This is a genomic window from Azotobacter armeniacus, from assembly GCF_054779355.1.
On record NZ_BAAGYK010000172.1, the window covers coordinates 29392 to 52512 of the forward strand.

The 23121-nt window shown below is 65.9% G+C and carries 23 protein-coding genes and 2 pseudogenes; 14 read left to right on the forward strand and 11 right to left on the reverse strand.

The window, feature by feature from the left end:
* Positions 1-21 precede the first annotated feature (21 nt).
* From ACYVD0_RS23230 to ACYVD0_RS23275, 10 genes and pseudogenes are all read left to right on the forward strand, one after another.
* Complete coding sequence (locus tag ACYVD0_RS23230) at positions 22-750, forward strand: dihydrofolate reductase family protein (RefSeq protein WP_460428987.1); 729 nt, start codon at positions 22-24, stop codon at positions 748-750.
* Between the two features lie 38 nt (positions 751-788).
* On the forward strand, positions 789-1559 hold the full coding sequence (locus ACYVD0_RS23235; RefSeq protein WP_460428988.1) for an SDR family oxidoreductase: 771 nt from the start codon (positions 789-791) through the stop codon (positions 1557-1559).
* A gap of 82 nt (positions 1560-1641) precedes the next feature.
* Positions 1642-1821: pseudogene (locus ACYVD0_RS23240) on the forward strand (alcohol dehydrogenase catalytic domain-containing protein); the annotation flags it as partial.
* 31 nt (positions 1822-1852) lie between these two features.
* The gene (locus tag ACYVD0_RS23245) at positions 1853-2212 is read left to right on the forward strand and encodes a Rossmann-fold NAD(P)-binding domain-containing protein (RefSeq protein WP_460428989.1); all 360 of its coding nucleotides are present in this window, start codon (positions 1853-1855) and stop codon (positions 2210-2212) included.
* Positions 2209-2328 carry an SDR family oxidoreductase gene (locus ACYVD0_RS23250; RefSeq protein ID WP_460428990.1) on the forward strand — a complete coding sequence of 40 codons (120 nt, stop codon included), beginning with the start codon at positions 2209-2211 and terminating at the stop codon, positions 2326-2328. The genes ACYVD0_RS23245 and ACYVD0_RS23250 overlap by 4 nt, the downstream gene beginning before the upstream one ends.
* A 2-nt stretch (positions 2329-2330) precedes the next feature.
* Positions 2331-3434, forward strand: a complete 1104-nt coding sequence (locus ACYVD0_RS23255; protein WP_460428991.1) for an SMP-30/gluconolactonase/LRE family protein — start codon at positions 2331-2333, stop codon at positions 3432-3434.
* A 191-nt stretch (positions 3435-3625) separates the two neighbouring features.
* Complete coding sequence (locus ACYVD0_RS23260; protein WP_460428992.1) at positions 3626-4387, forward strand: Rossmann-fold NAD(P)-binding domain-containing protein; 762 nt, start codon at positions 3626-3628, stop codon at positions 4385-4387.
* A 50-nt stretch (positions 4388-4437) separates the two neighbouring features.
* Positions 4438-5574, forward strand: coding sequence for an MBL fold metallo-hydrolase (locus tag ACYVD0_RS23265; RefSeq protein ID WP_460428993.1), 1137 nt, complete (start codon positions 4438-4440; stop codon positions 5572-5574).
* Positions 5575-5651: 77 nt separating this feature from the next.
* On the forward strand, positions 5652-6902 hold the full coding sequence (locus ACYVD0_RS23270; RefSeq protein ID WP_460428994.1) for an NTP/NDP exchange transporter: 1251 nt from the start codon (positions 5652-5654) through the stop codon (positions 6900-6902).
* Between the two features lie 27 nt (positions 6903-6929).
* The gene (locus tag ACYVD0_RS23275; protein ID WP_460428995.1) at positions 6930-7676 is read left to right on the forward strand and encodes an NADPH-dependent F420 reductase; all 747 of its coding nucleotides are present in this window, start codon (positions 6930-6932) and stop codon (positions 7674-7676) included.
* Positions 7677-7774: 98 nt separating this feature from the next.
* On the opposite strand, the gene ACYVD0_RS23280 is transcribed toward ACYVD0_RS23275, so the two are convergent.
* On the reverse strand, positions 7775-7963 hold the full coding sequence (locus ACYVD0_RS23280; protein ID WP_090733941.1) for a hypothetical protein: 189 nt from the start codon (positions 7961-7963) through the stop codon (positions 7775-7777).
* Positions 7964-7989: 26 nt separating this feature from the next.
* Here ACYVD0_RS23280 and ACYVD0_RS23285 point away from each other — a divergent pair, with 26 nt between their 5' ends.
* Complete coding sequence (locus ACYVD0_RS23285; RefSeq protein ID WP_460428996.1) at positions 7990-8346, forward strand: SMP-30/gluconolactonase/LRE family protein; 357 nt, start codon at positions 7990-7992, stop codon at positions 8344-8346.
* A gap of 354 nt (positions 8347-8700) precedes the next feature.
* Here ACYVD0_RS23285 and ACYVD0_RS23290 read toward each other — a convergent pair whose 3' ends face one another.
* Positions 8701-9594 carry a LysR family transcriptional regulator gene (locus ACYVD0_RS23290; protein ID WP_460429046.1) on the reverse strand — a complete coding sequence of 298 codons (894 nt, stop codon included), beginning with the start codon at positions 9592-9594 and terminating at the stop codon, positions 8701-8703.
* A 248-nt stretch (positions 9595-9842) separates the two neighbouring features.
* Here ACYVD0_RS23290 and ACYVD0_RS23295 point away from each other — a divergent pair, with 248 nt between their 5' ends.
* Positions 9843-10496 (forward strand): NADPH-dependent F420 reductase, encoded by a 654-nt coding sequence (locus ACYVD0_RS23295; protein WP_460428997.1) that lies wholly within the window; start codon positions 9843-9845, stop codon positions 10494-10496.
* Between the two features lie 100 nt (positions 10497-10596).
* On the opposite strand, the gene ACYVD0_RS23300 is transcribed toward ACYVD0_RS23295, so the two are convergent.
* The 3 genes from ACYVD0_RS23300 to ACYVD0_RS23310 all read right to left on the reverse strand — a co-directional run bounded on the left by ACYVD0_RS23300 (position 10597) and on the right by ACYVD0_RS23310 (position 13727).
* The gene (locus ACYVD0_RS23300; protein WP_460428998.1) at positions 10597-11364 is read right to left on the reverse strand and encodes a Rossmann-fold NAD(P)-binding domain-containing protein; all 768 of its coding nucleotides are present in this window, start codon (positions 11362-11364) and stop codon (positions 10597-10599) included.
* Between the two features lie 14 nt (positions 11365-11378).
* Complete coding sequence (locus ACYVD0_RS23305; protein WP_460428999.1) at positions 11379-12428, reverse strand: NAD(P)-dependent alcohol dehydrogenase; 1050 nt, start codon at positions 12426-12428, stop codon at positions 11379-11381.
* Positions 12429-12698: 270 nt separating this feature from the next.
* Entirely contained in the window at positions 12699-13727 is a 1029-nt protein-coding gene (locus ACYVD0_RS23310) for an alpha/beta hydrolase (protein WP_460429000.1), read from the reverse strand.
* Between the two features lie 463 nt (positions 13728-14190).
* On the opposite strand from ACYVD0_RS23310, the pseudogene ACYVD0_RS23315 reads away from it, so the two are divergent.
* A pseudogene (locus ACYVD0_RS23315) lies at positions 14191-14371 on the forward strand (transposase); the annotation flags it as partial.
* A gap of 316 nt (positions 14372-14687) precedes the next feature.
* On the opposite strand, the gene ACYVD0_RS23320 reads toward ACYVD0_RS23315, so the two are convergent.
* From ACYVD0_RS23320 to ACYVD0_RS23345, 6 genes are all read right to left on the reverse strand, one after another.
* Positions 14688-15746 carry a 2,3-butanediol dehydrogenase gene (locus tag ACYVD0_RS23320; RefSeq protein WP_460429047.1) on the reverse strand — a complete coding sequence of 353 codons (1059 nt, stop codon included), beginning with the start codon at positions 15744-15746 and terminating at the stop codon, positions 14688-14690.
* An 89-nt stretch (positions 15747-15835) separates the two neighbouring features.
* The gene (locus ACYVD0_RS23325) at positions 15836-16948 is read right to left on the reverse strand and encodes an acetoin dehydrogenase dihydrolipoyllysine-residue acetyltransferase subunit (RefSeq protein WP_460429001.1); all 1113 of its coding nucleotides are present in this window, start codon (positions 16946-16948) and stop codon (positions 15836-15838) included.
* Complete coding sequence (locus ACYVD0_RS23330) at positions 16945-17964, reverse strand: alpha-ketoacid dehydrogenase subunit beta (RefSeq protein ID WP_460429002.1); 1020 nt, start codon at positions 17962-17964, stop codon at positions 16945-16947. Before ACYVD0_RS23330 ends, ACYVD0_RS23325 begins: the two co-directional genes overlap by 4 nt.
* Positions 17965-17988: 24 nt before the next feature.
* A complete protein-coding gene (locus ACYVD0_RS23335) occupies positions 17989-18966 on the reverse strand; it encodes a thiamine pyrophosphate-dependent dehydrogenase E1 component subunit alpha (protein ID WP_460429003.1) in 978 nt (325 codons plus the stop codon).
* A 20-nt stretch (positions 18967-18986) separates the two neighbouring features.
* Entirely contained in the window at positions 18987-20045 is a 1059-nt protein-coding gene (locus ACYVD0_RS23340; protein ID WP_460429004.1) for an ATP-NAD kinase family protein, read from the reverse strand.
* Between the two features lie 17 nt (positions 20046-20062).
* The gene (locus ACYVD0_RS23345; protein ID WP_460429005.1) at positions 20063-20857 is read right to left on the reverse strand and encodes an SDR family NAD(P)-dependent oxidoreductase; all 795 of its coding nucleotides are present in this window, start codon (positions 20855-20857) and stop codon (positions 20063-20065) included.
* Between the two features lie 304 nt (positions 20858-21161).
* Here ACYVD0_RS23345 and ACYVD0_RS23350 point away from each other — a divergent pair, with 304 nt between their 5' ends.
* A complete protein-coding gene (locus ACYVD0_RS23350) occupies positions 21162-23045 on the forward strand; it encodes a sigma-54-dependent Fis family transcriptional regulator (RefSeq protein ID WP_460429006.1) in 1884 nt (627 codons plus the stop codon).
* Positions 23046-23121: the final 76 nt, after the last annotated feature.

The following is a 23121-nucleotide window of genomic DNA, read 5'->3' on the forward strand; positions in this document are numbered from 1 at the left end:
GAATTGATGCAGGTAATCCCCTTGAAAAAGCCCTACGTCATCATTCACACCCTGACGTCTCTGGACGGAAGAATCCACAACATCGAGCTGCCCGAGTTCGATTCGGCGGCCCTTCAGTACGAGCAACTGGCGCTGCATGCCGATCAACAGGTCTTGAATATCCAAGGCTATTTGAACGGCCGCGTCTCGACCGACGACAACTTCACCCATTACCGCAAGCCTGACCTGAACGAATCGGCGGGCGTTGTTCCAGAAGGTGATTTTGTCGCCGAAACGAATGCGCCGATGTATTACGTTGCGTTGGACCCCGACGGCCGCCTGGGCTGGCAAGAGAACTACGTCGATTACGGAGGCATCCGGTCGCACGTAGTTTCGGTGGTGACCGAAAAGGCGAGCAACGCCTACAAGGACTTGCTGCGCCGACTCAACATCTCCTATGTGATCGCCGGGAAAGACGAGCCCGACAACGCCCTGGCCTTGCACAAGCTGGCGACGCTGTTTGGCATGGAGCGCGTGATGATCGGTGGTGGCGGCGTGCTGAACTGGTCGTATGTGCAAGATGGCCTGGTCGATGAAGTGAGCCTCCTGCTGGCGCCCGTTTCCGATGCCTCGCCCACTGCTCCGGGCTTGTTCACAGCCAAGGAACCGCTTTCCCGGATTCAGCCGCGCGCGTTCACGCTGATCGACGTAAAGCCCCTGAAGGACAGCACCGTGTGGCTGCGATACCGGGTGAACAACCAGCCCTCCTGATCCCGAAATCTCCCCCCAGTTTCGCGAGGCAAACCTCCATGAGAAAGATCGCCCTGCTATTCGGCTTCCTTGCCGCATCTTTCTTGACCCTTGGGGCCAGCGTATCCAACGGCGCCGGCAGCTCTCGTGCGAGTGAGCAAGCGGACGCACAACAGGCCAGTTCAACAATGAAGAACGTCATTCTGATCGGCGCCCATGGAAGTACGTCGAAAGAAATTATTCCCCGTCTGCTGGAACAGGACGATGTGAAGCTGACCTTGTTCCTGCGCCGAGCAAGCCGCATGCAGCACATGCAGAGCGATCGCGTGAATGTCGTGGAGGGTGATGCCACCGAACTCGCAGACCTGACACGTGCGATCCGCGGGCAAGACATTGTCATCAGCACCATGGGCGGCATGGACCTGGACGCCAAGACGGCGAACATCGTGAAGGCCATGAAAGAAGTCGGCGCCCGCCACGTCATCGTCATCAGCGCCGGTGGCATCTATGACGAACTGCCCGAGCCTTTCAACGCCTGGGACAAGAGCATGGTCGGCCGCTATCGCCCCATCAATCTGAAGACGGCCGAGGTGGTCGAGCAATCAGGGCTGACCTATACCGTGCTGCGCCCGGTTTGGCTGACCGACAAGCCGACCGAAGTGTTCCAACTGACCCAAAAAGGCGAAACCTACAAGGGTACGGAAACGTCGCGCGCAAGCATCGGCCGCTTTGTGGCGGACATTGTCAAGAGCTCCGAGCGCTATGCCAATCAGAACCTGGGCATCAGTCAACCCAATACCGATGGCAACAGGCCGGCAGCCTATCGCTGATATTTTTTGACCGACAGAAAGGAAATACACCATGACCGCCAAAGCCTACGGCGCCCACGCGAGCGACTAACCCCTCGAATCCATGGACATCACGCGGCGCGCGCCCAGCGCGCACGACGTGCAGATCGACATTGCCTATTGCGGCGTGTGCCACTCCGACATTTACCAGGTGCGCTCCGAATGGGCGGGCACCCTGTACCCCTGCGTGCCGGGCCACGAGATCGTGGGCCGCGTGTCCGCTGTGGGCGCGCACGTGTCGGACTGAACTTTTACCAGGAGATATTCATGAACGTATGGTCGCCAATTTCGGCCGCCTGGACGCCGCTTTCAACAACGCCTGGATCCAGATTTCGGCCTCGGAAATCGCGGACCAGTCCGCTGAGGACTGCGACTACATCAGCGCCATCAACCAGCGCGGTGTCTGGGCGTGCATGAAGCACGAGATCGCGCAAGTGCGCAAACAGGGCAGCGGCGCGATCGTCAACTGTTCCTCCATCGGCGGACTCACCGGCCGAGCGCTGATTGCGGCCTATCACGGCACCAAGCACGGCGTAATCGGGCTGACCCGGCACTATCGACACGCCGATGGTATCGACGATGCTGGACAAGGGGATGCTGGCGATGGACGACGCTCCTGCGTGACCTGCCGATGAAGCGCCTGGGACGGGGCGAGGAAATCGCCGGCGCCGTGCTCTGGCTGTGCAGCTCGGGCTCGACCTGCGTGACCGGCCAGGCCTTGGCCGTGGACGGTGGACTCACGGTGTACTGATCATGGGGAAGCACGATTTGTCGCAGCAGCAGACATGGAAAGTCGCCAGGCAGTGCGGTAAAGCACTGGCCAGGAAAACCAAGGCCGTCGCCGCAGTGGCATGCCTTGTCGCGGGGGCATGCTTTGCCGCAGGGGTGTCAGCCCAGCAAGGCCCCGCTCCTGCCGGGCTTGTCTACGACACGCAGACGCAGGGCCCTGTGCCCATTCCGCCTGCCGAGCGCGCTCTGCAGGCCGTGGTAGCAACACCCTGGTTCAAGGCCTCGGACGAAGGTCGCGTGCTCGAAGGGGCGATCTTCGATCCCAGCGGCAATCTGCTCTTCTGCGACGTGACCGGCCGCCGCGTGCTGCGCCTGACGCCGGACAAGCAGTTGTCCACCGTCATCACCCTGGACGCGCTGGCGCCGGGCGGCCTGGCCTTTCACAAGGACGGCCGCCTCTTCATCGCGGCGCTGGACATCCCGAATGGTCGCGGTGCGATCTTCGCGGTGAACCCGGACGGATCAGGCCTGCAGGCGATCGTTCCGCCGGTGGCCGGGTACATGCCCAATGACTTGGTGTTCGATGCCCAGGGCGGCTTCTACTTCACGGACTTCAAGGGCACCGCGACCGAGCCCAAGGGCGGGGTCTACTACGCCGCGCCGGACCTCTCGACGATCAAGCCCGTGCTGCCCAATCTGGCGATGGCCAATGGTGTTGTGCTCAGCTCCGATGGCAAGTCGCTGTGGGCGACGGAGTTCGGCCGCAACCTCCTGCACCGGATCGAGCTGGCCGATGCGACCACCATCGCGCCGATTGGCTCGGCCATCGCCTATCACTTTATCGGCCCAGCCCCGGACTCGATGCGCGTCGATGCCGACGGCAACGTGTACGTGGCTATGTACGGGCAGGGCCGCGTGCTGGCGTTCAACCGCAACGGCATTCCGATCGGCCAGGTGCTGCTGCCCGGCCGCGAGCGGGGGCACAACCTGCAATCGACCAGCCTGGCCATCCACCCCGACAGGAACGATCTCTATGCCGTCACCAGCGACGCAGGCGGTGGGCAAGGGGCAACGGTGTTCCATGCCCGAGTGTTCAGCAAGGGCCTGCCGCCCGCTTCATCCCAATGAATCGCTTTGAGAACAGCAAGGCGCCGGGTGCCGCGAAGGACCTGGCGGCCTGATCGGAGGACATGCCCATGGATCGTCGAAGATTTCTCGCTGCAGGTATCGAACTGGGTTCAGGACTGGTCGCGGGGTCGCTCTTGGCCGCTACACCCGTCCTGGCGCAGACACCACCGAATTCCCGAAAGGAGTCCCCCATGTCCAACGCGCAACGAGGCGCAGGCCGCAAGGCCCGCGTGTTCATCACCGGCTCGGCCGACGGGCTGGGCCATGCCGCGGCCAAGACGCTGCTCGCCCAGGGGCACGACGTCGTCGTGCATGTCCGCTCCCAGGTCCGGCTGCCGGCCGTGAAGGAACTCGTGGACCAGGGCGCCGTCGCCACGATCGGTGACCTATCCGACCTCGCGCAGATCCGCGATCTCGCCCGCCAGGTCAATGCGATCGGCCGGATGGATGCCGTCATCCACAACGCGGGCGTCCTCTCCAGTGCGCAACTGCTGGTCGTCAACGTCGTCGCGCCGTACCTGCTCACGGCCCTGATCCAGCGCCCCCAGCGCCTGATCTACCTGAGCAGCAGCATGCACACGGGCGGTCACGCCGACCTGACCGGCATGGACTGGTCCGGTCGCACCTCCACGGGCAGCTACTCGGACAGCAAGCTGTTCGTCACCGCCCTGGCCGCGGCCATTGCACGGCGGTGGCCGGACGTGTTCAGCAACGCCGTCGATCCGGGCTGGGTGCCGACCAAGATGGGCGGCCCGGGTGCGCCCGACGACCTGCGGTTGGGGCATCTGACCCAGGAGTGGCTCGCTACCAGCGACGACCCCGAAGCGCTGACCAGCGGCGGCTACTGGCATCACCAGCGGCGCCAGCAGCCGAACCCCGCCGTCGACGACATCCGCTTCCAGGACCAGTTGCTGGCCGAGCTCGCGCGCGCCACCGACACGACGCTGGCGTGATGGCATCGACGGTAACCCTCTGCATGAAAAGATTTTGGACTCGTCTCCTCATGGTTTGCGTCGGCATCGCCATCCTCGGCGTGGTTAGTGTCATCACCTATTTGCAGCATCCCGTGTTCGGGGAGTTGCCCAGCGGCGAGCGGCTGGCGTACATCGAGCGCTCGCCCAACCATGCCGATGGCGTGTTCCGCAACCAGATCGACACGCCCATGCGGACGACGGATCAGTCCGAGTGGTCGATGTGGATGGAAACCATTTTTGGTGAGAAAGGCCAGCCTCGACCGCCGGGCGCCGTTCCTGCCATCAAGACCGACCTCAAGGCGCTCGATCCCGCGCAGGACCTGGTGGTCTGGATGGGCCATTCCTCCTACTTCGTGCAATTGGGCGGGCAGCGCATCCTGATCGATCCGGTCTTCAGCACCAATGCCGCACCCATACCCGCGGCGAACAGGGCTTTCGAGGGCACCAGCCTCTATACGGCCGACGACGTGCTCGAGATCGATGCGCTGCTGATCAGCCACGACCACTACGACCATCTGGACTATCCGACCATCCAGGCCCTCAAGCCCAAAGTCAGGCAGGTGATCGTGGGGCTGGGCGTGGGGGCGCATTTCGAGGCCTGGGGCTACGACATGCGCACCGTGCGCGAGGCCGACTGGAACGAGGTCGTCGCGCTGACGCCGCAGTTGCAGATCCACGTCACCCCGGCCCGGCACTACTCCGGGCGCACCTTCACCCGAGACCAGGCGCTGTGGGTCGGCTTCGCGCTGGTTTCCCCTGAACACCGTCTCTTTTTCAGCGGCGACTCGGGCTACGCACCGCATTTCGCCGAGATCGGCCAGCGGCTCGGCCCATTCGACTGGGTGGCGCTCGACATGGGCCAGTACGACCCGCGCTGGGCCAACGTCCACATGAACCCCGAGCAGGCCGCGCAGGCGGCCGAGGACTTGCGGGCGAAGGTGCTGATGCCCGCACATGCCGGCCGTTTCTCGATTTCCCCCCACGATTGGGACGCCCCGTTCAAGCGCATTACGGCCGCCAGCCAGGGGCGCGCCTATGCGCTGTGGACGCCAGAGATTGGCCGCCCCATCCATCTGGACGGCCGCGCGCAGTCGTTCACGGCATGGTGGGAGAACGGCGCAATGAACACGCAGCCCCAGCTTGCGGCTGGCGCCAAGGAGAAATAGTGCGGCCCACCGTACCGTCCCTGTGGCAGCGCCTGACAGGCGTCTGTCCTGAAGAAGCGCCCGCAGTCCTGTGGTCCATGCTGTACGTCATCGCGCTGTTTCTGGCGTACTACGTGCTGCGCCCGATCCGCGACGAGCTGGGCGTGGCCGGCGGCGTCCAGAACCTGCCCTGGCTATTCACCGGCACGCTGGTGGCGATGCTGGTGGTCAGCCCCTTGTTCGCGCTGGCGGTGCGCAACCTGCCGCGCAGGCAGTTCATCGCCTTGGCCTACCGCTTCTTCGCGGCGAACCTGGTGCTGTTCGCGCTACTGCTGCATTTCGCCGACCCACAGTGGCAGGTCTGGGTGGCTCGGGCCTTCTTCATCTGGATCTCGGTCTTCAACCTGTTCGTCGTCTCGGTGTTCTGGTCTTTCATGGTGGACATCTTCGATAGCGAGCAAGGCAAGCGACTCTTCGGGCTGTTGGCCGCCGGCGCGTCCATCGGGGGCATCCTGGGCTCTGCGCTCACGTCCGGTCTTGTCGAGAACATCGGCCGCTCCTGGCTGATCGCCATTTCCATCGTGCTGCTGGAGATGGCGGTGCTCGCCTCCCACAGGCTGTCGGTCATGGCGAAAGCCTTCGAGCCTCCAACGCGCAACGACGATCCGAGCAAGCCGCTGGGCGGGGGTATCTTTGCCGGCTTCGTCCACACGCTCCGCTCGCCCTACCTGGCCGGCCTGGCGCTGTTCATCCTGTTGTACTCGATCACCTCGACGTTCCTGTACTTCCAGCAGGCGAACATCGCCCAAGAGTACTTCCCCGACCGGGCCGCCAGGACGGCGTTCTTCGCCAACATCGACCTGCTGGTCAATTCGATCACGCTGATCCTTCAGGTGTTCGTCACCGGACGGCTGATCGGCTCGCTGGGCATCGTGGCCACGCTCGCCATCTTGCCCCTGGTCAGTGTGGCCGGGTTCTCGGCCCTGGCCGCCAGCCCGGGCACGGCTGTGCTGGTGGCGGCGCAGGTCGCACGCCGGGCAGCGAACTTCGCGTTGGCTAGGCCGGCCCGCGAGATCCTGTTCACTTCCAGCGCGCGCGAGGATCGCTACAAGGCGAAGAACTTCATTGACACGGTGGTCTACCGTGGCGGCGATCAGGTCGCGAGTTGGGGCTACGCCGGCCTCATGGGGCTGGGGCTCGGCTTGACGCAATTGGCCGTGATCGCCGTGCCGATCTCGCTCGTCTGGCTCGCGCTGAGCATCTGGCTGGGCCGCTCCCATCAGAAACAGGAAGCATCCGCCGCGCAGTTCAACGTGGCGGGACAGCCTCTGCCCGCCGACACCCCCTGATGTTTCATCGAGAAAGAGGACACCGAAATGACGCTCTCTCGTCGCTCCCTGCTGAAATCGCTCGGCGTCATGGCCATCTTGCCGTGGATGCTGCCTCACCTCGCGCGTGCGGCGCCCGCCATGCGGATCGGCGTGATCGGCGCCGGCTCGTTGGGCGGAACAGTGGGCCGGCTCTGGGTCAAGGCCGGGCATGAAGTCATGTTCTCGTCCCGCCATCCCGAGGAGCTGGAGTCCATGGCGCGCGAGCTCGGCCCGCGCGCCTCGGTAGGCCAGCCGGCGCAGGCCGCGGAGTTCGGAACCGTCCTGCTGCTCGCGGTGCCGTTCGAGGCGCTGCCTCAGGTCGGGCGCGACCTGCGCAGTTCATACAGCGGCAAGGTCGTGCTGGACGCGACCAACCCGCCGCTGTCAGGAGGTTCGAGCCCCCTCATTCTCGAAGCCCGGGCGAACGGCGTGGCGCAGACAGTGGCGAAGTACATGCCGGGCGCGCGCCTGGTTCGCGCCTTCAGCTGCGTCGATGCCAATGTCGTGGAATCGTTTGAAACCCGGGCGGGAGGCAGGATGATCGGCATGCCGATCGCCAGCGATGATGCGCAGGCGATGCAAGTCGCCGCCGGCCTCGTGCGCGATGCGGGATGCGATCCGGTGGTCGTCGGCAATCTGGCGGCGGCCGTCGCGTTCCAGCAAGGCGGACTCGGTTGGCGTGCCCACTTGACTGCTCCGGATCTGCGCCGTCGCCTCGGACTTCCCGCTGCGGGCCGAGTGTCGGGGCTGTGACCGCGCCAGCTCACTGTCGCAGCCCGTTCATCGACGTCGTTCAATAGGCCTGGCAGGTTCAGCCTGGGGGATCTCCTGCCGTGGCCTTCCGCGCCCGTCTAGTAGGCCAAGGATCGGCCGGCAAAGATCACCAAAGTCCACGCCACGGCCGAGATGGCGCCTGCAGTTTTGGCTCGCCACGGCGTTTCAGCGTCGATATTCCACTCGTTGACCGAGCGATAAACGCCTGCGTGGAAAACCAGGATGTTGATGCCCGCAATGACGATCAGCCCAAGTTTCCTATGCATTGCCCGATCTCTCGGCGGTCACGCCCATGCTGCCGCGCCTTGCGATGGCCAACGGTGTTGCGCTCGGCCCCGACGAGAAGGCGCTGTGGGCGACGGAGTTCGGGCGCAATCTCCTCCATCGGATCGAGCTTGCCGACGCCACGACCATCACCCCGTTGGGCTCGGCGATCGCCTACCACTTCACCAGCCCCGCGCCCGACTCGATGCGAGCGGATGCCGACGGCAACCTGTATATGGCGATCTACGGGCAAGGCCGCGTTCTGGCCTTCAACAGGAACGGCATTCCCATCAGCCAGGTTCTGTTGCCGGGCCGGGAGCAAGGACACCATCGCAATCCACCAGCATGGCCATCCGGCCCGGTACGAATGATTTCTACATCGTGACCAATGATGGGAGCGGAGGGCAAGGCGCTTACGATCTTTCATGCCAAAGTGTTTGCAGAGGCATTGCGGCCGCTTTCGTCGGACTGACGTCGGCGGCGATCTCCTCAGAAGAGAGGGATACCGTTCAATAACTAAGGTAATCCCCCGGCTTAGCCGGGGGGAGTTTGAACACGCGCTTCGAGGCTGACGTAACTGAACATCAACGCTTGGGGATCTTCGTGTCCGCGCATGGCTTGGGAGGAAAAGTAGGTAGTGAAAATCAGCCCGTAGTGTGCCTCACAATCCAGGCGCCACAAGGGGGCTCGGGGTTTCTAACCATCCTGCCAGGCGGCAGCGTGCCTTTTTTGGGCGAGGCTATTCCCTGTAGCGCAGCGCCTCGATCAGGATCTGCATGGCCCGCGAGGTTTCGCGCTGGCTGGAGTAATAGAGGTGATACCCGGGAAACGTGCGCCACCAGCTCTTCATCACCGGCAGCAAGCGTCCCGATTCGAGATGCGGGCGAGCCAGGTCTTCGGGAACGTAGGCCAATCCATATCCCGACAACGCGGCGTTCACGATCTGGTAGATACCGTTGAACACCAACTGGCCGTCTACCCGCACATTCAGCTCGCTCTGGTCCTTCCTGAGTTCCCAGGCGTACAGGTTGCCCCGCGTCGGGAGCCTGAGATTGATGCACTCGTGGTTCGTCAGGTCCTGGGGGTTGGCAGGCATCGCGCGCGAGGCGAAATACGATGGCGCGCCGACGATGGCGAATTGCAGGTCGGGCGCAATGCGCACGGCCGAGCTGTCCCTGGTCAACTCATCGCCCAGGCGCACGCCGAAGTCATACCTGCCCTGGACGATATCGGTGAGGGCGTAGTCGGAACTCAGCTCCACCTTGATCTTCGGGTAGGCGGTCAGGATCCCGGAGAGCTTCGGCCACAGCAGCGTGTCGATGGCATGTTCGGTGGCGGTGATGCGGATCGTGCCGGCGGGTGTTTCGCTCAGCTCGGTGACATGCCGCAGCTCAGACTCGATATCCTTGAAGCGGGGGGCGACGACGCGCAACAGCCGTTCGCCGGCCTCCGTGACCGATACGCTGCGCGTGGTTCGCGTCAGCAGCCGCACCCCGAGTCGTGCTTCCAGTTCACGGATCGTATGGCTGAGCATCGACTGGGAGATGCCAAGCTGGGCGGCAGCACGCGTGAAGCTGCGCTCTTGTGCAACCGCGATCAACGCGAGCAACTCGCTGTAGTGTTCCCGAGGCATTGATTCATTCCAGGCATGGACGGCGGAATTGTACCAACCAAGCACGACTTGTTCCCTTTTCACGTGCCTTGCGCGGGGGGACAATGTCGGCGGAAGGGTTGGGGCGGAGCGCGGGTTATGGAGCTGGCCGGAGGGCTCGCCTTGGCGGTGGACAGGCATCCATCCGCAGTGCCGGCCGCATTGAGCCGAAGCCTGGCTTGATGGATCCTGCGGGCCTCTTGGCTATCAACCGTTACAGGAGCTGAACAATGAAAATCGGGATACTTGGCTCCGGCCGCATGGGTGGCAACCTCGGCACGATCTTCGCCCGTGCGGGGCACGACGTCAGCTTCAGCTACTCCCGCAGCGAGCAGAAGCTTGCCGAACTCGCCCGGCAGGCCGGACCCGGCACGCGCGTCGCCACGCCCGGCGAGGCGGTGGAGGACGCCGACCTGGTGCTCCTGGCCGTGCATTGGTTGCAGGTCGACGATGTGTTGTCGAAGGCGGGTAGCCTAGCGGGCAAGACGGTAGTGAGCTGCTGCAACCCCCTCAACGCCGATGACACCGAACTGGTCATCGCCCACACGATGTCCGGCGCCGAAACGATTGCCCGCAAGCTCCCCGAATCAAAGGTGGTTTCGGCGTTCCAGGCCACGCCGAGCGAGTTGCTGCCGCATGTATTCGAAGCCCGGAACCGGCCGAACCGTCCCAGCCTGGTGTTCTGCGGCGACGACGCGGACAGCAAGGCCGTGGTGGCACAGTTGATCCGTCAGATCGGGTTCGATCCGGTGGACGCCGGCTCTCTCAAGGTGGCGCGTTATATCGAACCGTTCGGCATGCTTTCCGCCGTCCTGGCCTATGAAACCGACCAGGGTCCGGAATGGGCCTATCGCTTTGGCAGGTTCGCCCCGCTGATCGAATGACGCTGCGTTCCCCCAGGCCATCGCATCATCGGTGGCCCACAAACACTGACCCCGGCGGGTGACGGCACCTGCCGGGGGCGAAGGCTGCTTCGAGAGGGCCTCAGTACGCCGTGAAACCGCCGTCGACGGCCAGGGCCTGGCCGGTGACGAAGGTGGAGCCGGGGCTGCACAGCCACAGCACCGCATCGGCGATTTCTTCGGGGCGTCCCAAGCGGGCCATCGGCAGCTCGCGCAGCAGGTCATCCATGGCCAGCATGCCTCTGTCCAGCATATTCGACACCATGGGCGTGTCGATCGTGCCGGGGCACACGGCGTTCACGCGGATGCCGCGCGCGGCGTATTCGAGGGCTGCGCTGCGGGTCAGGCCGATCACGCCGTGCTTGGAGCCATGGTAGGCGGCAAGCAGTCCGCGGCCGACCAGTCCGCCAATCGACGAACAATTGACGATCGCACCACTGCCCTGGCGCCGCATCTGCACCAGTTCGTGCTTCATGCAGGCCCAGACACCGCGCAGGTTGATGGCGGTGACGCGGTCGAAATCCGCTACCGGCTGATCGGCGATCTCGCTGGCGGGAACCTGTATTCCGGCATTGTTGAAGGCGGCGTCCAGTCGGCCGAAGGTCGAAACGGCCTGTCCGACCAGCGCTTCCACCTGCGCCTCATCGGAAACGTCGCAGACCACGCCGATGACGTCGCCACCGGCGTCCTTGAGGGGCTCCGTCGCGTGCTGCAGGGCCGCCTCGTTCACGTCGGACAACACGACCGACGCTCCGGCGGCGGCAAAGGCGCGAGCCGTGGCCAGTCCCATGCCCGAGGCAGCGCCGGTGACCAGTGCTACCTGCCCCTTGAAGTCATAGGTGATGCTCATGAGCCTTCTCCCAGTCAAACCGCCAGAGTGGCGGAGTCGATCACGAAGCGGTACTTGACGTCGCCTTTGAGCATCCGCTCGTAGGCCTCGTTGATCTGCTCGGCCCTGATCAGCTCGATGTCCGCGACGATGCCGTGCTCGGCGCAGAAGTCGAGCATTTCCTGGGTTTCCGGGATGCCGCCGATCATCGAGCCGGCGATCGAGCGGCGCTTGAAGATCAGGTTGAAGACGTCGGGGGAAGGGTGGGGCGAGGCCGGTGCGCCCACCAGCGTCAGGGTGCCATCCCGCTTCAACAGGGCCAGGAAGGCATCGAGGTCATGCGGGGTGGCAACGGTATTCACGATCAGGTCGAAGCTCTTCGCATGGGCCGCCATTTCCGCGGGATTGCGCGATACCACGACCTCGTCGGCGCCAAGTGCCTTGGCGTCGTCGCGCTTGGACTCGGAGGTGGTGAACGCCACCACGTGCGCACCCATCGCATGGGCGAGCTTGATGCCCATATGGCCCAGGCCGCCGATGCCGCCGATGCCGACCTTCTTGCCCGGGCCGGCCTGCCAGTGACGCAGCGGCGAGTAGGTCGTGATGCCCGCACACAGCAGCGGCGCCACGGCGGCGAGCTGGTCTTCGGGGTGCCGGATGCGCAGCACGTAACGCTCGTGCACGACGATCTGCTGCGAGTAGCCGCCTAGCGTCCAGCCCGGCTCGTCCGGCGTCGGGAAGTTGTAGGTGCCGACCATGCCATCGCAGTAGTTTTCCAGGCCGGCGTCGCATTCTTCGCAGTGCTTGCAACTGTCGACGATGCAGCCGATGCCCACCAGGTCGCCCGGCCGGAAGCCCGACACATGCGCACCGACGGCCGATACGCGGCCGACGATCTCGTGGCCCGGAACGCAGGGGAACTGGGTGCCGGCCCACTCGGCGCGTACCTGGTGCAGGTCGGAATGGCAGACGCCGCAATATGCGATGTCGATCTGGACATCATGCGGCCCCGGGGTCCGGCGGGTGATCTCCAGCGGTTCGGGGGGCTTGTCGCCGGCATAGGCACCGTAAGCTTTTACAACCATGGGAGGCTCCTTCCATCAACGTGCCGTGCGCTCGATATGACGCGCAGGCGAGATGGCCAATGTAAGCCGATACGGGCTGACCAATAAGGCGCCAAGGCCGCACGTACCTATGCAGCAGGTTGATCAATCCGGGCTCGTTGCTTGCCTCCGGGCCCCTGGCAGGCTCCGGGTGCAAGTGCGGGTGGCGGGGTAATCTGCGTTGAGCAAAAAGGCCACGCCCAATGGCGTGGCCTTTTTGTCGAGCGACCCGTGCAAACACGGATAGTCGGGTTACTTCAGGTTGTTACGGAAGAAGGTGGCAAGTTTGTCGAATGGGATCAGGTTGACGCGATCATAAAGATCCACATGGCCGGCGCCCGGAATCACCAGCAGTTCCTTGGGCTCGCCCGCGAGCTTGTAGGCCTCCTCGCTGAACTCCCGGGAGTGGGCGTTTTCCCCGGTGATAAACAGCATGGGCCGGGGCGAAATTGTCTCGATGTCCGCAAAGGGATAGAAGTTCATGAACTTGACGTTGCTGGTCAGCGTCGGGTGCGTGGTGAGTTCGGGCGACCGGCCTTCGGAGGTATATTCGCCTCGGGGGGTACGGTAGAAGTCATAGAACTCACGCTGGATCGGATCGGTATTGGCATCCAGTTTGTGTACCGTGCCGCTGGTATAGCGGGTTTCACCACCGGTGAACTCCACATAGCGTTGCTGGGCGGCTTCCTCGAGGATTTTCTTCCGTTGCTCTAGGGTCAGCGAATGCCGAAGTGCATTGCGGTTGGCACCACCCATGTCGTACATGCTGAGGGTGGCAATGGCCTTCAGGCGAGGGTCGATCTTGGCCGCGCTGATGGCAAAGCTGCCGCTGCCGCAAACCCCGATCACGCCAATATGGTTCCTGTCGACCAGAGCGTGCGTGCCCAGGAAATCCACCGCTGCGCTGAAGTCCTCGGCGTAGATATCTGGCGATACGGTGTTGCGAGGCTGGCCTTCACTTTCGCCCCAGAAAGACAGATCCAGGGATAATGTCACGAATCCCTGTTCCGCCATCTTCGTGGCATACAGGTTCGCACTTTGCTCTTTCACGGCTCCCATCGGGTGGCCGACAATGATGGCCGGGTTTTTCGTACTAGGTGTGATGTCCTTGGGAATGAACAGGTTTCCCGCCACCTTCATCTTGTACTGGTTTTCAAAGGTAACCTTCTGCACGGATATCTTGTCGCTGGTATAAAAGTTGTTCGCGCCGTTGGACATGTCTGCAGCCATTACAGTGAGTGAGTTCAATAGAAAGCCAAGCAATAGAATCAACTTTCTCATTGGGACTTCCTTCCTTCAGTGATCGGTGAGGTCGCCTCCCCACTTGGGAATCGTCGATCGGGTCGACCCCGGGCAGATCACTCTATGCCGCGTCAGGCTGTCCGGTAAGGTGAAAAGACCACACGGACCTATGCACCAGATTGATCAATCTGTTTCGCGGGCCTGCCATCCAGTCCGCTGCTGATTCAGCTGTTCGGCTTATGGCAGTATTCGCTTTCATGGGCGTGATGTGTCGAAAGGCCGCTCTATCATGCTCCCGCCGAATGCTGTTGCTCGGCGTCCTGTCGAGACTCGTGATGGCCGCCGGTCCTGTCGATTGTCAGGGGCATTGCCGGTCACGCGGTCGTCATGGGCCCGTCAGGTTGCCTGACGCCTGGCAGAGGAGGGGAGGGATGGCCTTGAGACCCATCACACGCCGGCAATTCAACATCCTGGGCGTCTCGGCCATTGCTGCGGGCGCCATGCTCGCTGCGAACACAAGAAAGTCGAGATGCTCTTCGCCCGTCTCAAGCGGATCATGAAAGTCGACCGCTTGCGACTGCGCGGCCTGACGGGTGTCACTGACGAATTCACCTTGGCCGCGATGGTGCAGAACCTGCGGCGCATCCAAGCTCTTGCCCCAAGGACCTCCGATCACGGGATAGGTACGTCTGCTCCGAGCAGAGACCCTCGGATTAACCGTCAAACCTGAGCCCGGAAGCTCAGTGAAATGCCGAAAGGCTGCTTGAAGTGGCAAACAGCCACTTCGACCGCCCGCGTGGCTAGCCGACTGGCGACCGCAAAACCGCCTTTTTCAACAGAATCGGCCGCTCTCTGCCTGTCGCAGCAGCTCGGTTGGAGACGCGAAGCACTTATCAGTGCGCACGACCTTCTGGCCGACTCAGGACAAAACTTCATTTTCATCCCATTCCCAACGCCCGAGCGAAGCGGCTATAACGCCGCTCCGCGCCGGCCCCGTCGTCAGTGCGGCGAGACGATGATCTTGACGTTGTGTTCCTTGTTGTTGACCAACTCCTCGAAGCCGCGGCCGACGATGTCCTCCAGGCCGATGCGGCCGGTGATCAGCGGTTTGACGTTCAGCCGGCCGTCGGCGATGAAGGCGATCACGTCGGCGAATTCGCCGTTGTAGGCCAGAGAGCCGATGATCTGCTTCTCGGTGGAGACCAGTTCGAAGAAGTTGAACGCGCTGGGTTCCTCGAAGATGCCGACCAGCACGCTCTTGCCGGCGTTGCGGATGACGTCGATGGCCAGCTTGGCGGTGTGCTTGTTGCCGATGCACTCGAAGCTGACGTCGGCGCCGAGGCCGTTGGTGCGCGCGCGGATTTCCGCCAGCGCGTCGCACTCCTTGGGATCGAGCACCAGGCTCGCGCCCACTTCCAGCGCCTTGGCCTTGCGCGCCGAGGACATTTCCAGGGCGATCACCTGGGCCGCGCCGGCTGCCCTGGCGCACATGATGGTGCACAGGCCGATGGTGCCGGCGCCGACCACCACCACGTTCTGGCCGAGCAGGTTGCCGGCCTTCTTCACCGCGTGCATGCCCACCGCCAGCGGCTCGATCAGCGCGCCGGCCTCGGCGGGGAAGCCTTCCGGCAGCTTGTAGAGCAGTTCGGCCGGCACGTTCACCAGTTCGGCGAAGGCACCGTCGTTCATCAGGCCGGTGAAGGCCAGCTTTTCGCAGAGGTTGTACAGGCCGCTGCGGCAGTAGTAGCAGGTGCCGCAGTGCTGGCAGGCGTCGGCGGCGATCCGCTCGCCGGGGGCGAAGCCGCTCACGCCGGCGCCGAGCTTGACGATCTCGCCGCTGAATTCGTGGCCGAGGATGCACTGGCCCTGGATGCCGGTGAGCGGGTGGGGCTTCTCGACCGGGATGAACACCGGGCCGGCGACGTACTCGTGCAGGTCCGAGCCGCAGATGCCGCACCAGTCGACGCGGATCTGCACCCAGCCGGACGGCGGGTCGGCCGGCCGCGGCACGTCCTCCACGCGGATGTCCTGACGGCCGTGCCAGACGGCGGCGCGCATGGTTTCGCCAAGGGATGTTGTCATTGTTGTTCTCCTTCGGGACTTGCAAGGCAGCGGCGACCGGCCTCAGGGGCCGGTCGCCGCCGGTTTCAGTGTTTGGCGAGGAAGGCCTGGATCAGCGTGTTGACCTGCTCGGCCGCTTCCATCTGCACCATGTGCGCCTGGCCCGGCAGGATCTCCACCTGCGCCGGCAGGCCCTGGGCGTGGGCGACGGGGATGATCGCGTCGTCGCTGCCCCAGATCACCAGCGCCGGATGGCGGCCCTGTTCCAGCACGCTGCGCAGGTCGATCTGCTGGCGGCCGTCGGCGGACAACCGCTCGACCAGTTGGCGCAGCGCCGCCTCGACGCCCTCCAGGCGCTTGTACTTGAGCATGTCCTCCAGCATCTGCCGGGTGACCAGCGCGGGGTTGGAGAACAGCTGCACCAGTTGCGGCTTGAGGGCGTTGCGGTTGCTCGCCTCGACGAAGCCGCGCAGATAGTCGCCGTTGATCTCCGCGCCGAGGCCGGCGCTGCAGATCAGGGTCAGCGAGAGCACCCGCTCGGGTGCCAGGCGCGCCAGGCTCAGCGACACCGCGCCGCCCATCGAGTGGCCGGCGATGTGCGCGCGCTGGATGTCCAGGTGGTCGAGCAGGGCCAGCGCGGTCCGGCTCAACTCGTCGAGGTCGCCGCTCTTCAGCGTCTTGCCCGACTCGCCGTGGCCCGGCAGGTCGAGGGCGATCACCCGGCGGCCGGCGGCCAGTGCCTCGTGGTTGAACAGCCAGTTGTTCAGGTCGCCGCCGAAGCCGTGGATCAGCAGCAGCGGGGCGCCGCCCTCGCCGCGGTCGAGGAAGCGGAGGGTGCGGCCGTCCAGCTCGACCTTCTGCGGTGCCGGGCCGCCGGCTTCCTCGTCTTCGCCGCCGGGCACGAACTCGGCCTGGAAGCGCTGTACCACGGCGTCGATCTCCGCGTCGGAGGCCTCGCCTTCCACCACCACGGCGAGCAGGGCGCCGACCGGCAGGGTTTCGTCCTCCTGGGCGACGATGCGCCGCAGCACGCCGGAGAAGGGCGCCTCGACGCTGCTGGAGATCTTGTCGGTTTCCACGTCGAGCACGTCATCACCCTTGGCGATGCTGGCGCCTTCTTCCTTGAGCCAGGCGTTGACCTTGCCCTCGGTCATCGAGAGACCCCACTTCGGCATGGTCAGGGTATGGATCTGGCTCATGCAACCTTCCTCGCGTCGACGATCTTCAGGACGGCGGCTTCGATCTTCGCCGCGTTGGGGATGTACAGGTCTTCCAGGGAGTCGGTGAAGGGCACCGGGGTATGCGGCGCGGTGACCATCTCGATCGGCGCCTTGAGGGCGGAGAAGGCCTTCTGCGCGACCAGCGCGGAGATGTCGGTGGCCACCGAGCAGCGCGGGTTGGCTTCGTCGATCACCACCAGGCGACCGGTCTTCTCCACGCTCTCGAGGATGCTGTCCTCGTCCAGCGGGCTGGTGGTGCGCAGGTCGAGCACCTCGCAGCCGATGCCCTGGCGGGCCAGGCTGGCGGCGGCGTCCATCGCCAGGTGGACCATGCGGCCGTAGGTGACCAGGGTCACGTCGTCGCCCTCGCGGAGGAAGTTGGCCTCGCCGAAGGGCACGGTGTACAGCTCCTCCGGCACCTCGCCCTGCATGCCGTAGAGCATCTTGTGCTCGAGGAAGATCACCGGGTCGTTGTCGCGGATCGCCTGGATCAGCAGGCCCTTGGCGTCGTAGGGCGAGGCGGGGCAGACCACCTTGAGGCCGGGGATGTGGGTCCACAGCGAGGTGAGCATCTGCGAGTGCTGGGCGGCGGCGCGCAGGCCGGCGCCGTACATGGCGCGCAGCACGAAGGGGGTGACCGCCTTGCCGCCGAACATGTAGCGGAATTTCGCCGCCTGGTTGAGGATCTGGTCCAGGCAGCAGCCGGCGAAGTCGACGAACATCAGTTCGCACACCGGGCGCATGCCGCGGGTGGCGGCGCCGACTGCCGCGCCGACGTAGCCGATCTCCGACAGCGGGGCGTCGAGCACCCGGCCGGGGAACTGGTGGTAGAGCCCCTTGGTGACGCCGAGCACGCCGCCCCAGGCATCCTGCTCGCCCGGTGCGCCGGCGCCGCCGGCGATGTCCTGGCCGATCAGGAAGACGCTTTCGTCGCGGCGCATTTCCTGGGCCATGGCTTCGTTGATGGCCTGCTGGTAGCTGATTTTTCTTGCCATGATGGTTCTCCTAGGAATGGGGGCTCAGGGGTAGGACACGTAGACGTCTGCCAGCAGATCGGCCGCCGGCGGCTTGGGATCGCTCTTGGCCTTGATCACGCTGTCCTCGATCTGCCGTTCCACCTCGCCGTCGATGTCGTCGAGTTGCGAGATGTCGAGCAGGCCGGCGGCGACGGTGTGGTCGCGGAACTGCTTCAGGCAGTCGCGCACCTCGCGCATCTCCTTGAGTTCGTCCATGTCGCGGTAGGTCTGGGCGTCGCCCTCGAAGTGGCCGTAGTAGCGAGTCAGCTTCACCTCGATCAGCGACGGGCCAAGGCCTGCGCGGGCGCGGGCCACGGCGGCGCCGGCGGCCTCGTGGACGGCGAAGAAGTCGAAGCCGTCCACCGTCACCCCGGGCATGCCGAAGCCGGCGGCGCGGTCGGCGATGTGGTCGCAGGCCACCGACCAGTTGGAGGCGGTGGCCTCGGCGAAGCCGTTGTTCTCGGCGACGAAGATGCAGGGCAGGTTCATGATCGCGGCCAGGTTCATCGCCTCGAACACCGCGCCCTCGTTGGAGCCGCCGTCGCCGAAGAAGGCCACGGCCACCGCGTCGGTGCCCTTGAGCTTGGCGGCCAGCGCCGCGCCGGCGACCAGCGGCGCACCGGCGCCGACGATGCCGTTGGCGCCGAGCATGCCCTTGGACAGGTCGGCGATGTGCATGGAGCCGCCCTTGCCCTGGCAGACGCCGGTCTTCTTGCCGTAGATCTCGGCCATCATCCCGTGCACGTCCACGCCCTTGGCGATGCAGTGACCGTGGCCGCGGTGGTTGGAGGCGATGCAGTCGTCGTCGCGCAGGTGGGCCATGACCCCGGCGGCGGAGGCTTCCTCGCCGGCATAGAGGTGGACGAAGCCGGGAATCTCGCCGGTGGCGAATTCGATGTGCAGGCGCTCCTCGAAGACGCGGATGGTGCGCATCACCCGGTAGGCATGCAGCAGCTGTTCGGCTGACAGGTGGGTGGTCATTGTTGTTCTCCTGGATTGTTTCAACACGAAAGGTTCACGGGGTGTTGCGGGTGTTCGCGGCCGATGGACAGCAGGCGGTGGCGCGCCGCATACGCAAGGGCGGCCTCCACGTCGATGCTCAGCGGGCCCTGGGAATCAAGGGTGATGGTCGGGCGGTCGCCGGCGGCGAAGGCGATCTCGCGCTCGCCGTCCAGCGCCAGGGTGCCGCCGTTCAGGCTGGGCGCGTGGGCCACGCCCGGCTCCAGGGTGCCGGCGGCGACCACCCCGCAGCCCTGCAGCAGGCCGGGAGCGAGCGGCGCCAGCAGGGCGTCGCGGGCCTGCGGATGCAGGCGCATCCAGGCGCCTTCGGGGGCCTGCCGGGAAACCGGGCACCAGAGGCCGCAGAGTGCCGACAGGCCGATGGCGTGGGGCTCGGCGAAGGTCACGAAGACTTCGGCCAGGTCCTCGGCGCGGCTGATCGCCCGGCCGCCGACGAAGCGCAGCGGCGATACCGCCACGTCGACCAGTGCCCATTCGCAGAGGCCGCGGCGGGCTTCGCGGACCAGCAGGCGCTTGTTGCGGCGCAGGCCGATCTCCGGCGGAATCCGCCCGGCGGCGAAGAGCCCGCCGGCGAGCCCGGCGCCGGTCGCCTCGCGCAGCTCTGGAAAGGCGTTGTTGGTGCCGGTGGAGAGGGTCAGCAGGGGGATGTCGCCGACTTCGGCGGCCACCGCCTTGTGGGTGCCGTCGCCGCCGAGCACGGCGATCAGCGCGACGCCGCGCTCGGCCATCAGGCGCGCCGCCAGGCGGGTGTCCTCGACGGTCTGGCGCAGGCGGATATCGAGGATTTCCAGCTCCGGCCAGCGGTTGTCCCGGGCGTGACGGCCGCGGCTGGCCTTGAGCACCGCGGCGGCGATGCCGGTCATGTCGGTCGGCAGCAGCACGCGCTGGATGCCGGTGGCGCCGAAGGCGCCGAGCAGGCGCTGCACCACCGAGGCCTTGTCGGTGCTGGAGAACAGCCCGGCGTTGGCGGTCAGGCGGCGCAGGTCGCGGCCCGAGGCCGGGTTGGGAATGATCCCCACGGTCAGCGGAGGTCGGTTCATGGCGGAGTTCCCCGGAGTCAGAGCGAGAAGCCGCCGTCGACGGCGATGGCCTGGCCGGTGACGTGCGGGGCGCCGGCCAGGTAGACGGCGAGCTGGCCCATGTCCGCGGCGGTCTGCGCCTCGCCCTGCGGCAGCAGGCTGGCCTGGTGGCGTTCCCAGGACTGCGCTTCGCTCTCGCCGGCCTGCCGCCAGCGGTTGGCCAGGCCCTGTTCGCCGCGCCACATGCCGGTGCCGACGATGCCGGGGCAAAGCGCGTTGACGGTGATGCCCTCGCGGGCGACCTCCTTGGCCAGGGCGTTGCTGAAGCCGACCACCGCGAACTTCGAGGCGCAGTAGTGGGACAGGTCGGGAAAGCCGACCTTGCCGGCGATCGAGGCGACGTTGATGATCCGCCCCCAGCGCTGCGCGCGCATCGGCTCCAGCTCGGCCTGGCAGCAGAGGAACACGCCGCGGGCGTTGACGTTCAGCACCCGGTCCCATTCCTCGACGGTGAGCTCGCCGACCTTGTGGATGCCGATCACCCCGGCGTTGTTGACCGCCACGTCGAGGCGGCCGAAGCCTTCGACGATTTTGGCGACCATGGCCTGCACGCTGTCCTGGCGGGCGACGTCGACCGTCAGCGCCAGGCTGCGCCGGCCGAGGGCCTGGATTTGCGCGGCGGTTTCCTCGGCACCAGCGAGGTCGGCCACCGCCACGTCGGCGCCGGCGCGGGCCAGGCTCAGGGCTATGCCCTGGCCGAGGCCGCGACCGGCACCGGTGACCAAGGCGACTTTTCCGGACAGGGAGAATTCGGGAAGGGATGACTCGGACATGGGGCACCTGTGCTTGTTGTTATGGGCCGGGGCTGCCGGCCGCTTCTGCCAGGGGAGAGAGCAAGGGTGGTGCCAGAGTGCTGGAAGTTGCCGAAAAGCCCCGTTCCAGAGCGGCTTTCTCGGCAGGCTGGCGGGCTTGGCGGAGGCACGGGCGAGACGCCGGGTTTCAGCTCGACGGCCGTTGCGCTGAGATGCCGAGACGCTCCGTCTCAGCGTCGGGCTTCTCCGCTCCGGCGCTTGTCGCTGCTGGGGGAAGGGTGCTTAATGGGGAGACAACAACAAGACGACGAGAAACGGAGACAGCATGCTTTCCGCACACTCGAAAGCCCACGTGGACTGTGTCAGCCGCGTGTTGAAGAACGCCGCCCGCTTGCCCCAGGCGCCGGTTCCCGCGCCGATCCTCGATTCCTGGCGCCGCTCGGAGCAGCACCGGCTCGATCCCGGCTCCCTGCAGGGGCCGCGCATCCTCGACCAGACCCTGCTCAAGGAGTGCCGCGAGCGCGCCGAGCTGTTCCTGCGCATCGCCAGCGAAGAAGTCGGCCGCCTGCACGGCCAGGTGCGCGACGCCGACTACTGCGTGATGCTCGCCGACGCCCAGGGGCGGACCATCGACTACCGGGTCGATTCGACCATCCGCAACGACTGCCGCAAGGCCGGCCTCGACCTCGGCACCTGGTGGTCGGAGGGCGAGGAGGGCACCTGCGGGGTGGCCACCGTGCTGGCCAGCCGGATGCCGCTGACGGTGCACAAGCGCGACCACTTCCGCGCCGCCTTCATCGGCCTGACCTGTTCGGCGGCGCCGGTCTTCGACCCGCAGGGCGAGCTGCTCGGGGTGCTCGACGTCTCGGCGGTACAGTCGCCCGACGACCGCCGCAGCCAGACCCTGGTCCGCCAGCTGGTGGCGCAGAGCGCCCGGCAGATCGAGAACGCCTTCTTCATGCACAGCGCCGGCGGACACTGGATACTGCGCGCCCACGCCGCGCCGGGCTACGTCGACAGCCAGCCCGACTACCTGTTCGCCTGGGACGCCGACGGCCGCCTGCTGGCGCTCAACCCGGCGGCGCGCCGCTACCTGCGCCAGCGCTTCGGCGAGGTGCCGACCCACATCGCCGAGGTGTTCGACCCGGACGCCCTGCGTGCCGCAGGGGACGGGGTTGCCCAGCCGCTGCTCGGGCGCGGCGGCGCGCCGGCCCTGTACGTCCGGCTGAGCGCACCGCCTCGCCAGAGCCGGCCGGTGCCGCGGGTCGCGGCGCGCGGCGTCGAGCTCGATCCGCGCATCGCCGAGAACCTGCGCCTGGCGGTGCGGGTCAAGGACCGCAACCTGCCGCTGCTGATCCAGGGCGAGACCGGTGCCGGCAAGGAGGTCTTCGCCCGCCAGGTGCACGAGGCCAGCGCCCGCCGCGGCAAACCCTTCGTCGCCCTGAACTGCGCGGCGATTCCGGAAAGCCTGATCGAGAGCGAGCTGTTCGGCTATGCCGCCGGCGCCTTCACCGGTGCCTCCAGCAAGGGCATGCGCGGCCTTTTGCAGCAGGCCGACGGCGGCACCCTGTTCCTCGACGAGATCGGCGACATGCCGCTGACCCTGCAGACCCGCCTGCTGCGGGTGCTCGCCGAAGGCGAGGTGGCGCCCTTGGGCGCCGCGCGGCGCCAGGCGGTGGACATCCAGGTGATCTGCGCCACCCACCGCGACCTGGCGGCGATGGTCGCCGAAGGCAGCTTCCGCGAGGACCTGTACTTTCGCATCGGCGGCGCGCGCTTCGAGTTGCCGCCGCTGCGCGAGCGCAGCGACCGCCTGGCGCTGATCAACCGCGTGCTGGAGGAGGAGGCGGCCTCCTGCGGCGAGCCCGTCGGCCTGAGCGCTGCGGGGCTGGAGTGCCTGCTCGGCTACCGCTGGCCGGGCAACGTGCGCCAGCTCCGCCACGCCCTGCGCTACGCCTGCGCGGTGTGCGCCGGCGGGGTGATCCAGCCGGGCGACCTGCCGGCCGAACTGCGCGGCGAACGCCTGGTCACCGGCGAGGATGCCGGCGGGCTGGCCGACGACCCGGAGCGCCAGGCGCTGCTCGATGCGCTGGTCCGCCATCGCTGGAAACCGGGGCCGGCGGCCGAATCCCTCGGCATCTCCCGCGCCACCCTGTACCGCCGGGTGAACCAGCACGGCATCGAGATGCCGGGGAAAAGGCGCAGCTGAGGGCGGCTCCGGCCGCCCGGGGCCTTTTCTTCTTTAATGGAAAGAAGGCCGTGGCTGCCAAGGCCGCTCGTTCGCC

Bases quoted from the DNA above. Each gene is read 5' to 3' on its own strand.
- ACYVD0_RS23235 (WP_460428988.1), top strand. From the start codon at position 789: ATGAGAAAGATCGCCCTGCTATTCGGCTTCCTTGCCGCATCTTTCTTG.
- ACYVD0_RS23245 (WP_460428989.1), top strand. From the start codon at position 1,853: ATGGTCGCCAATTTCGGCCGCCTGGACGCCGCTTTCAACAACGCCTGG.
- ACYVD0_RS23250 (WP_460428990.1), top strand. From the start codon at position 2,209: ATGAAGCGCCTGGGACGGGGCGAGGAAATCGCCGGCGCCGTGCTCTGG.
- ACYVD0_RS23255 (WP_460428991.1), top strand. From the start codon at position 2,331: ATGGGGAAGCACGATTTGTCGCAGCAGCAGACATGGAAAGTCGCCAGG.
- ACYVD0_RS23260 (WP_460428992.1), top strand. From the start codon at position 3,626: ATGTCCAACGCGCAACGAGGCGCAGGCCGCAAGGCCCGCGTGTTCATC.
- ACYVD0_RS23265 (WP_460428993.1), top strand. From the start codon at position 4,438: ATGGTTTGCGTCGGCATCGCCATCCTCGGCGTGGTTAGTGTCATCACC.
- ACYVD0_RS23270 (WP_460428994.1), top strand. From the start codon at position 5,652: ATGCTGTACGTCATCGCGCTGTTTCTGGCGTACTACGTGCTGCGCCCG.
- ACYVD0_RS23275 (WP_460428995.1), top strand. From the start codon at position 6,930: ATGACGCTCTCTCGTCGCTCCCTGCTGAAATCGCTCGGCGTCATGGCC.
- ACYVD0_RS23280 (WP_090733941.1), bottom strand. From the start codon at position 7,963: ATGCATAGGAAACTTGGGCTGATCGTCATTGCGGGCATCAACATCCTG.
- ACYVD0_RS23285 (WP_460428996.1), top strand. From the start codon at position 7,990: ATGCTGCCGCGCCTTGCGATGGCCAACGGTGTTGCGCTCGGCCCCGAC.
- ACYVD0_RS23290 (WP_460429046.1), bottom strand. From the start codon at position 9,594: ATGCCTCGGGAACACTACAGCGAGTTGCTCGCGTTGATCGCGGTTGCA.
- ACYVD0_RS23295 (WP_460428997.1), top strand. From the start codon at position 9,843: ATGAAAATCGGGATACTTGGCTCCGGCCGCATGGGTGGCAACCTCGGC.
- ACYVD0_RS23300 (WP_460428998.1), bottom strand. From the start codon at position 11,364: ATGAGCATCACCTATGACTTCAAGGGGCAGGTAGCACTGGTCACCGGC.
- ACYVD0_RS23305 (WP_460428999.1), bottom strand. From the start codon at position 12,428: ATGGTTGTAAAAGCTTACGGTGCCTATGCCGGCGACAAGCCCCCCGAA.
- ACYVD0_RS23310 (WP_460429000.1), bottom strand. From the start codon at position 13,727: ATGAGAAAGTTGATTCTATTGCTTGGCTTTCTATTGAACTCACTCACT.
- ACYVD0_RS23320 (WP_460429047.1), bottom strand. From the start codon at position 15,746: ATGCGCGCCGCCGTCTGGCACGGCCGTCAGGACATCCGCGTGGAGGAC.
- ACYVD0_RS23325 (WP_460429001.1), bottom strand. From the start codon at position 16,948: ATGAGCCAGATCCATACCCTGACCATGCCGAAGTGGGGTCTCTCGATG.
- ACYVD0_RS23330 (WP_460429002.1), bottom strand. From the start codon at position 17,964: ATGGCAAGAAAAATCAGCTACCAGCAGGCCATCAACGAAGCCATGGCC.
- ACYVD0_RS23335 (WP_460429003.1), bottom strand. From the start codon at position 18,966: ATGACCACCCACCTGTCAGCCGAACAGCTGCTGCATGCCTACCGGGTG.
- ACYVD0_RS23340 (WP_460429004.1), bottom strand. From the start codon at position 20,045: ATGAACCGACCTCCGCTGACCGTGGGGATCATTCCCAACCCGGCCTCG.
- ACYVD0_RS23345 (WP_460429005.1), bottom strand. From the start codon at position 20,857: ATGTCCGAGTCATCCCTTCCCGAATTCTCCCTGTCCGGAAAAGTCGCC.
- ACYVD0_RS23350 (WP_460429006.1), top strand. From the start codon at position 21,162: ATGCTTTCCGCACACTCGAAAGCCCACGTGGACTGTGTCAGCCGCGTG.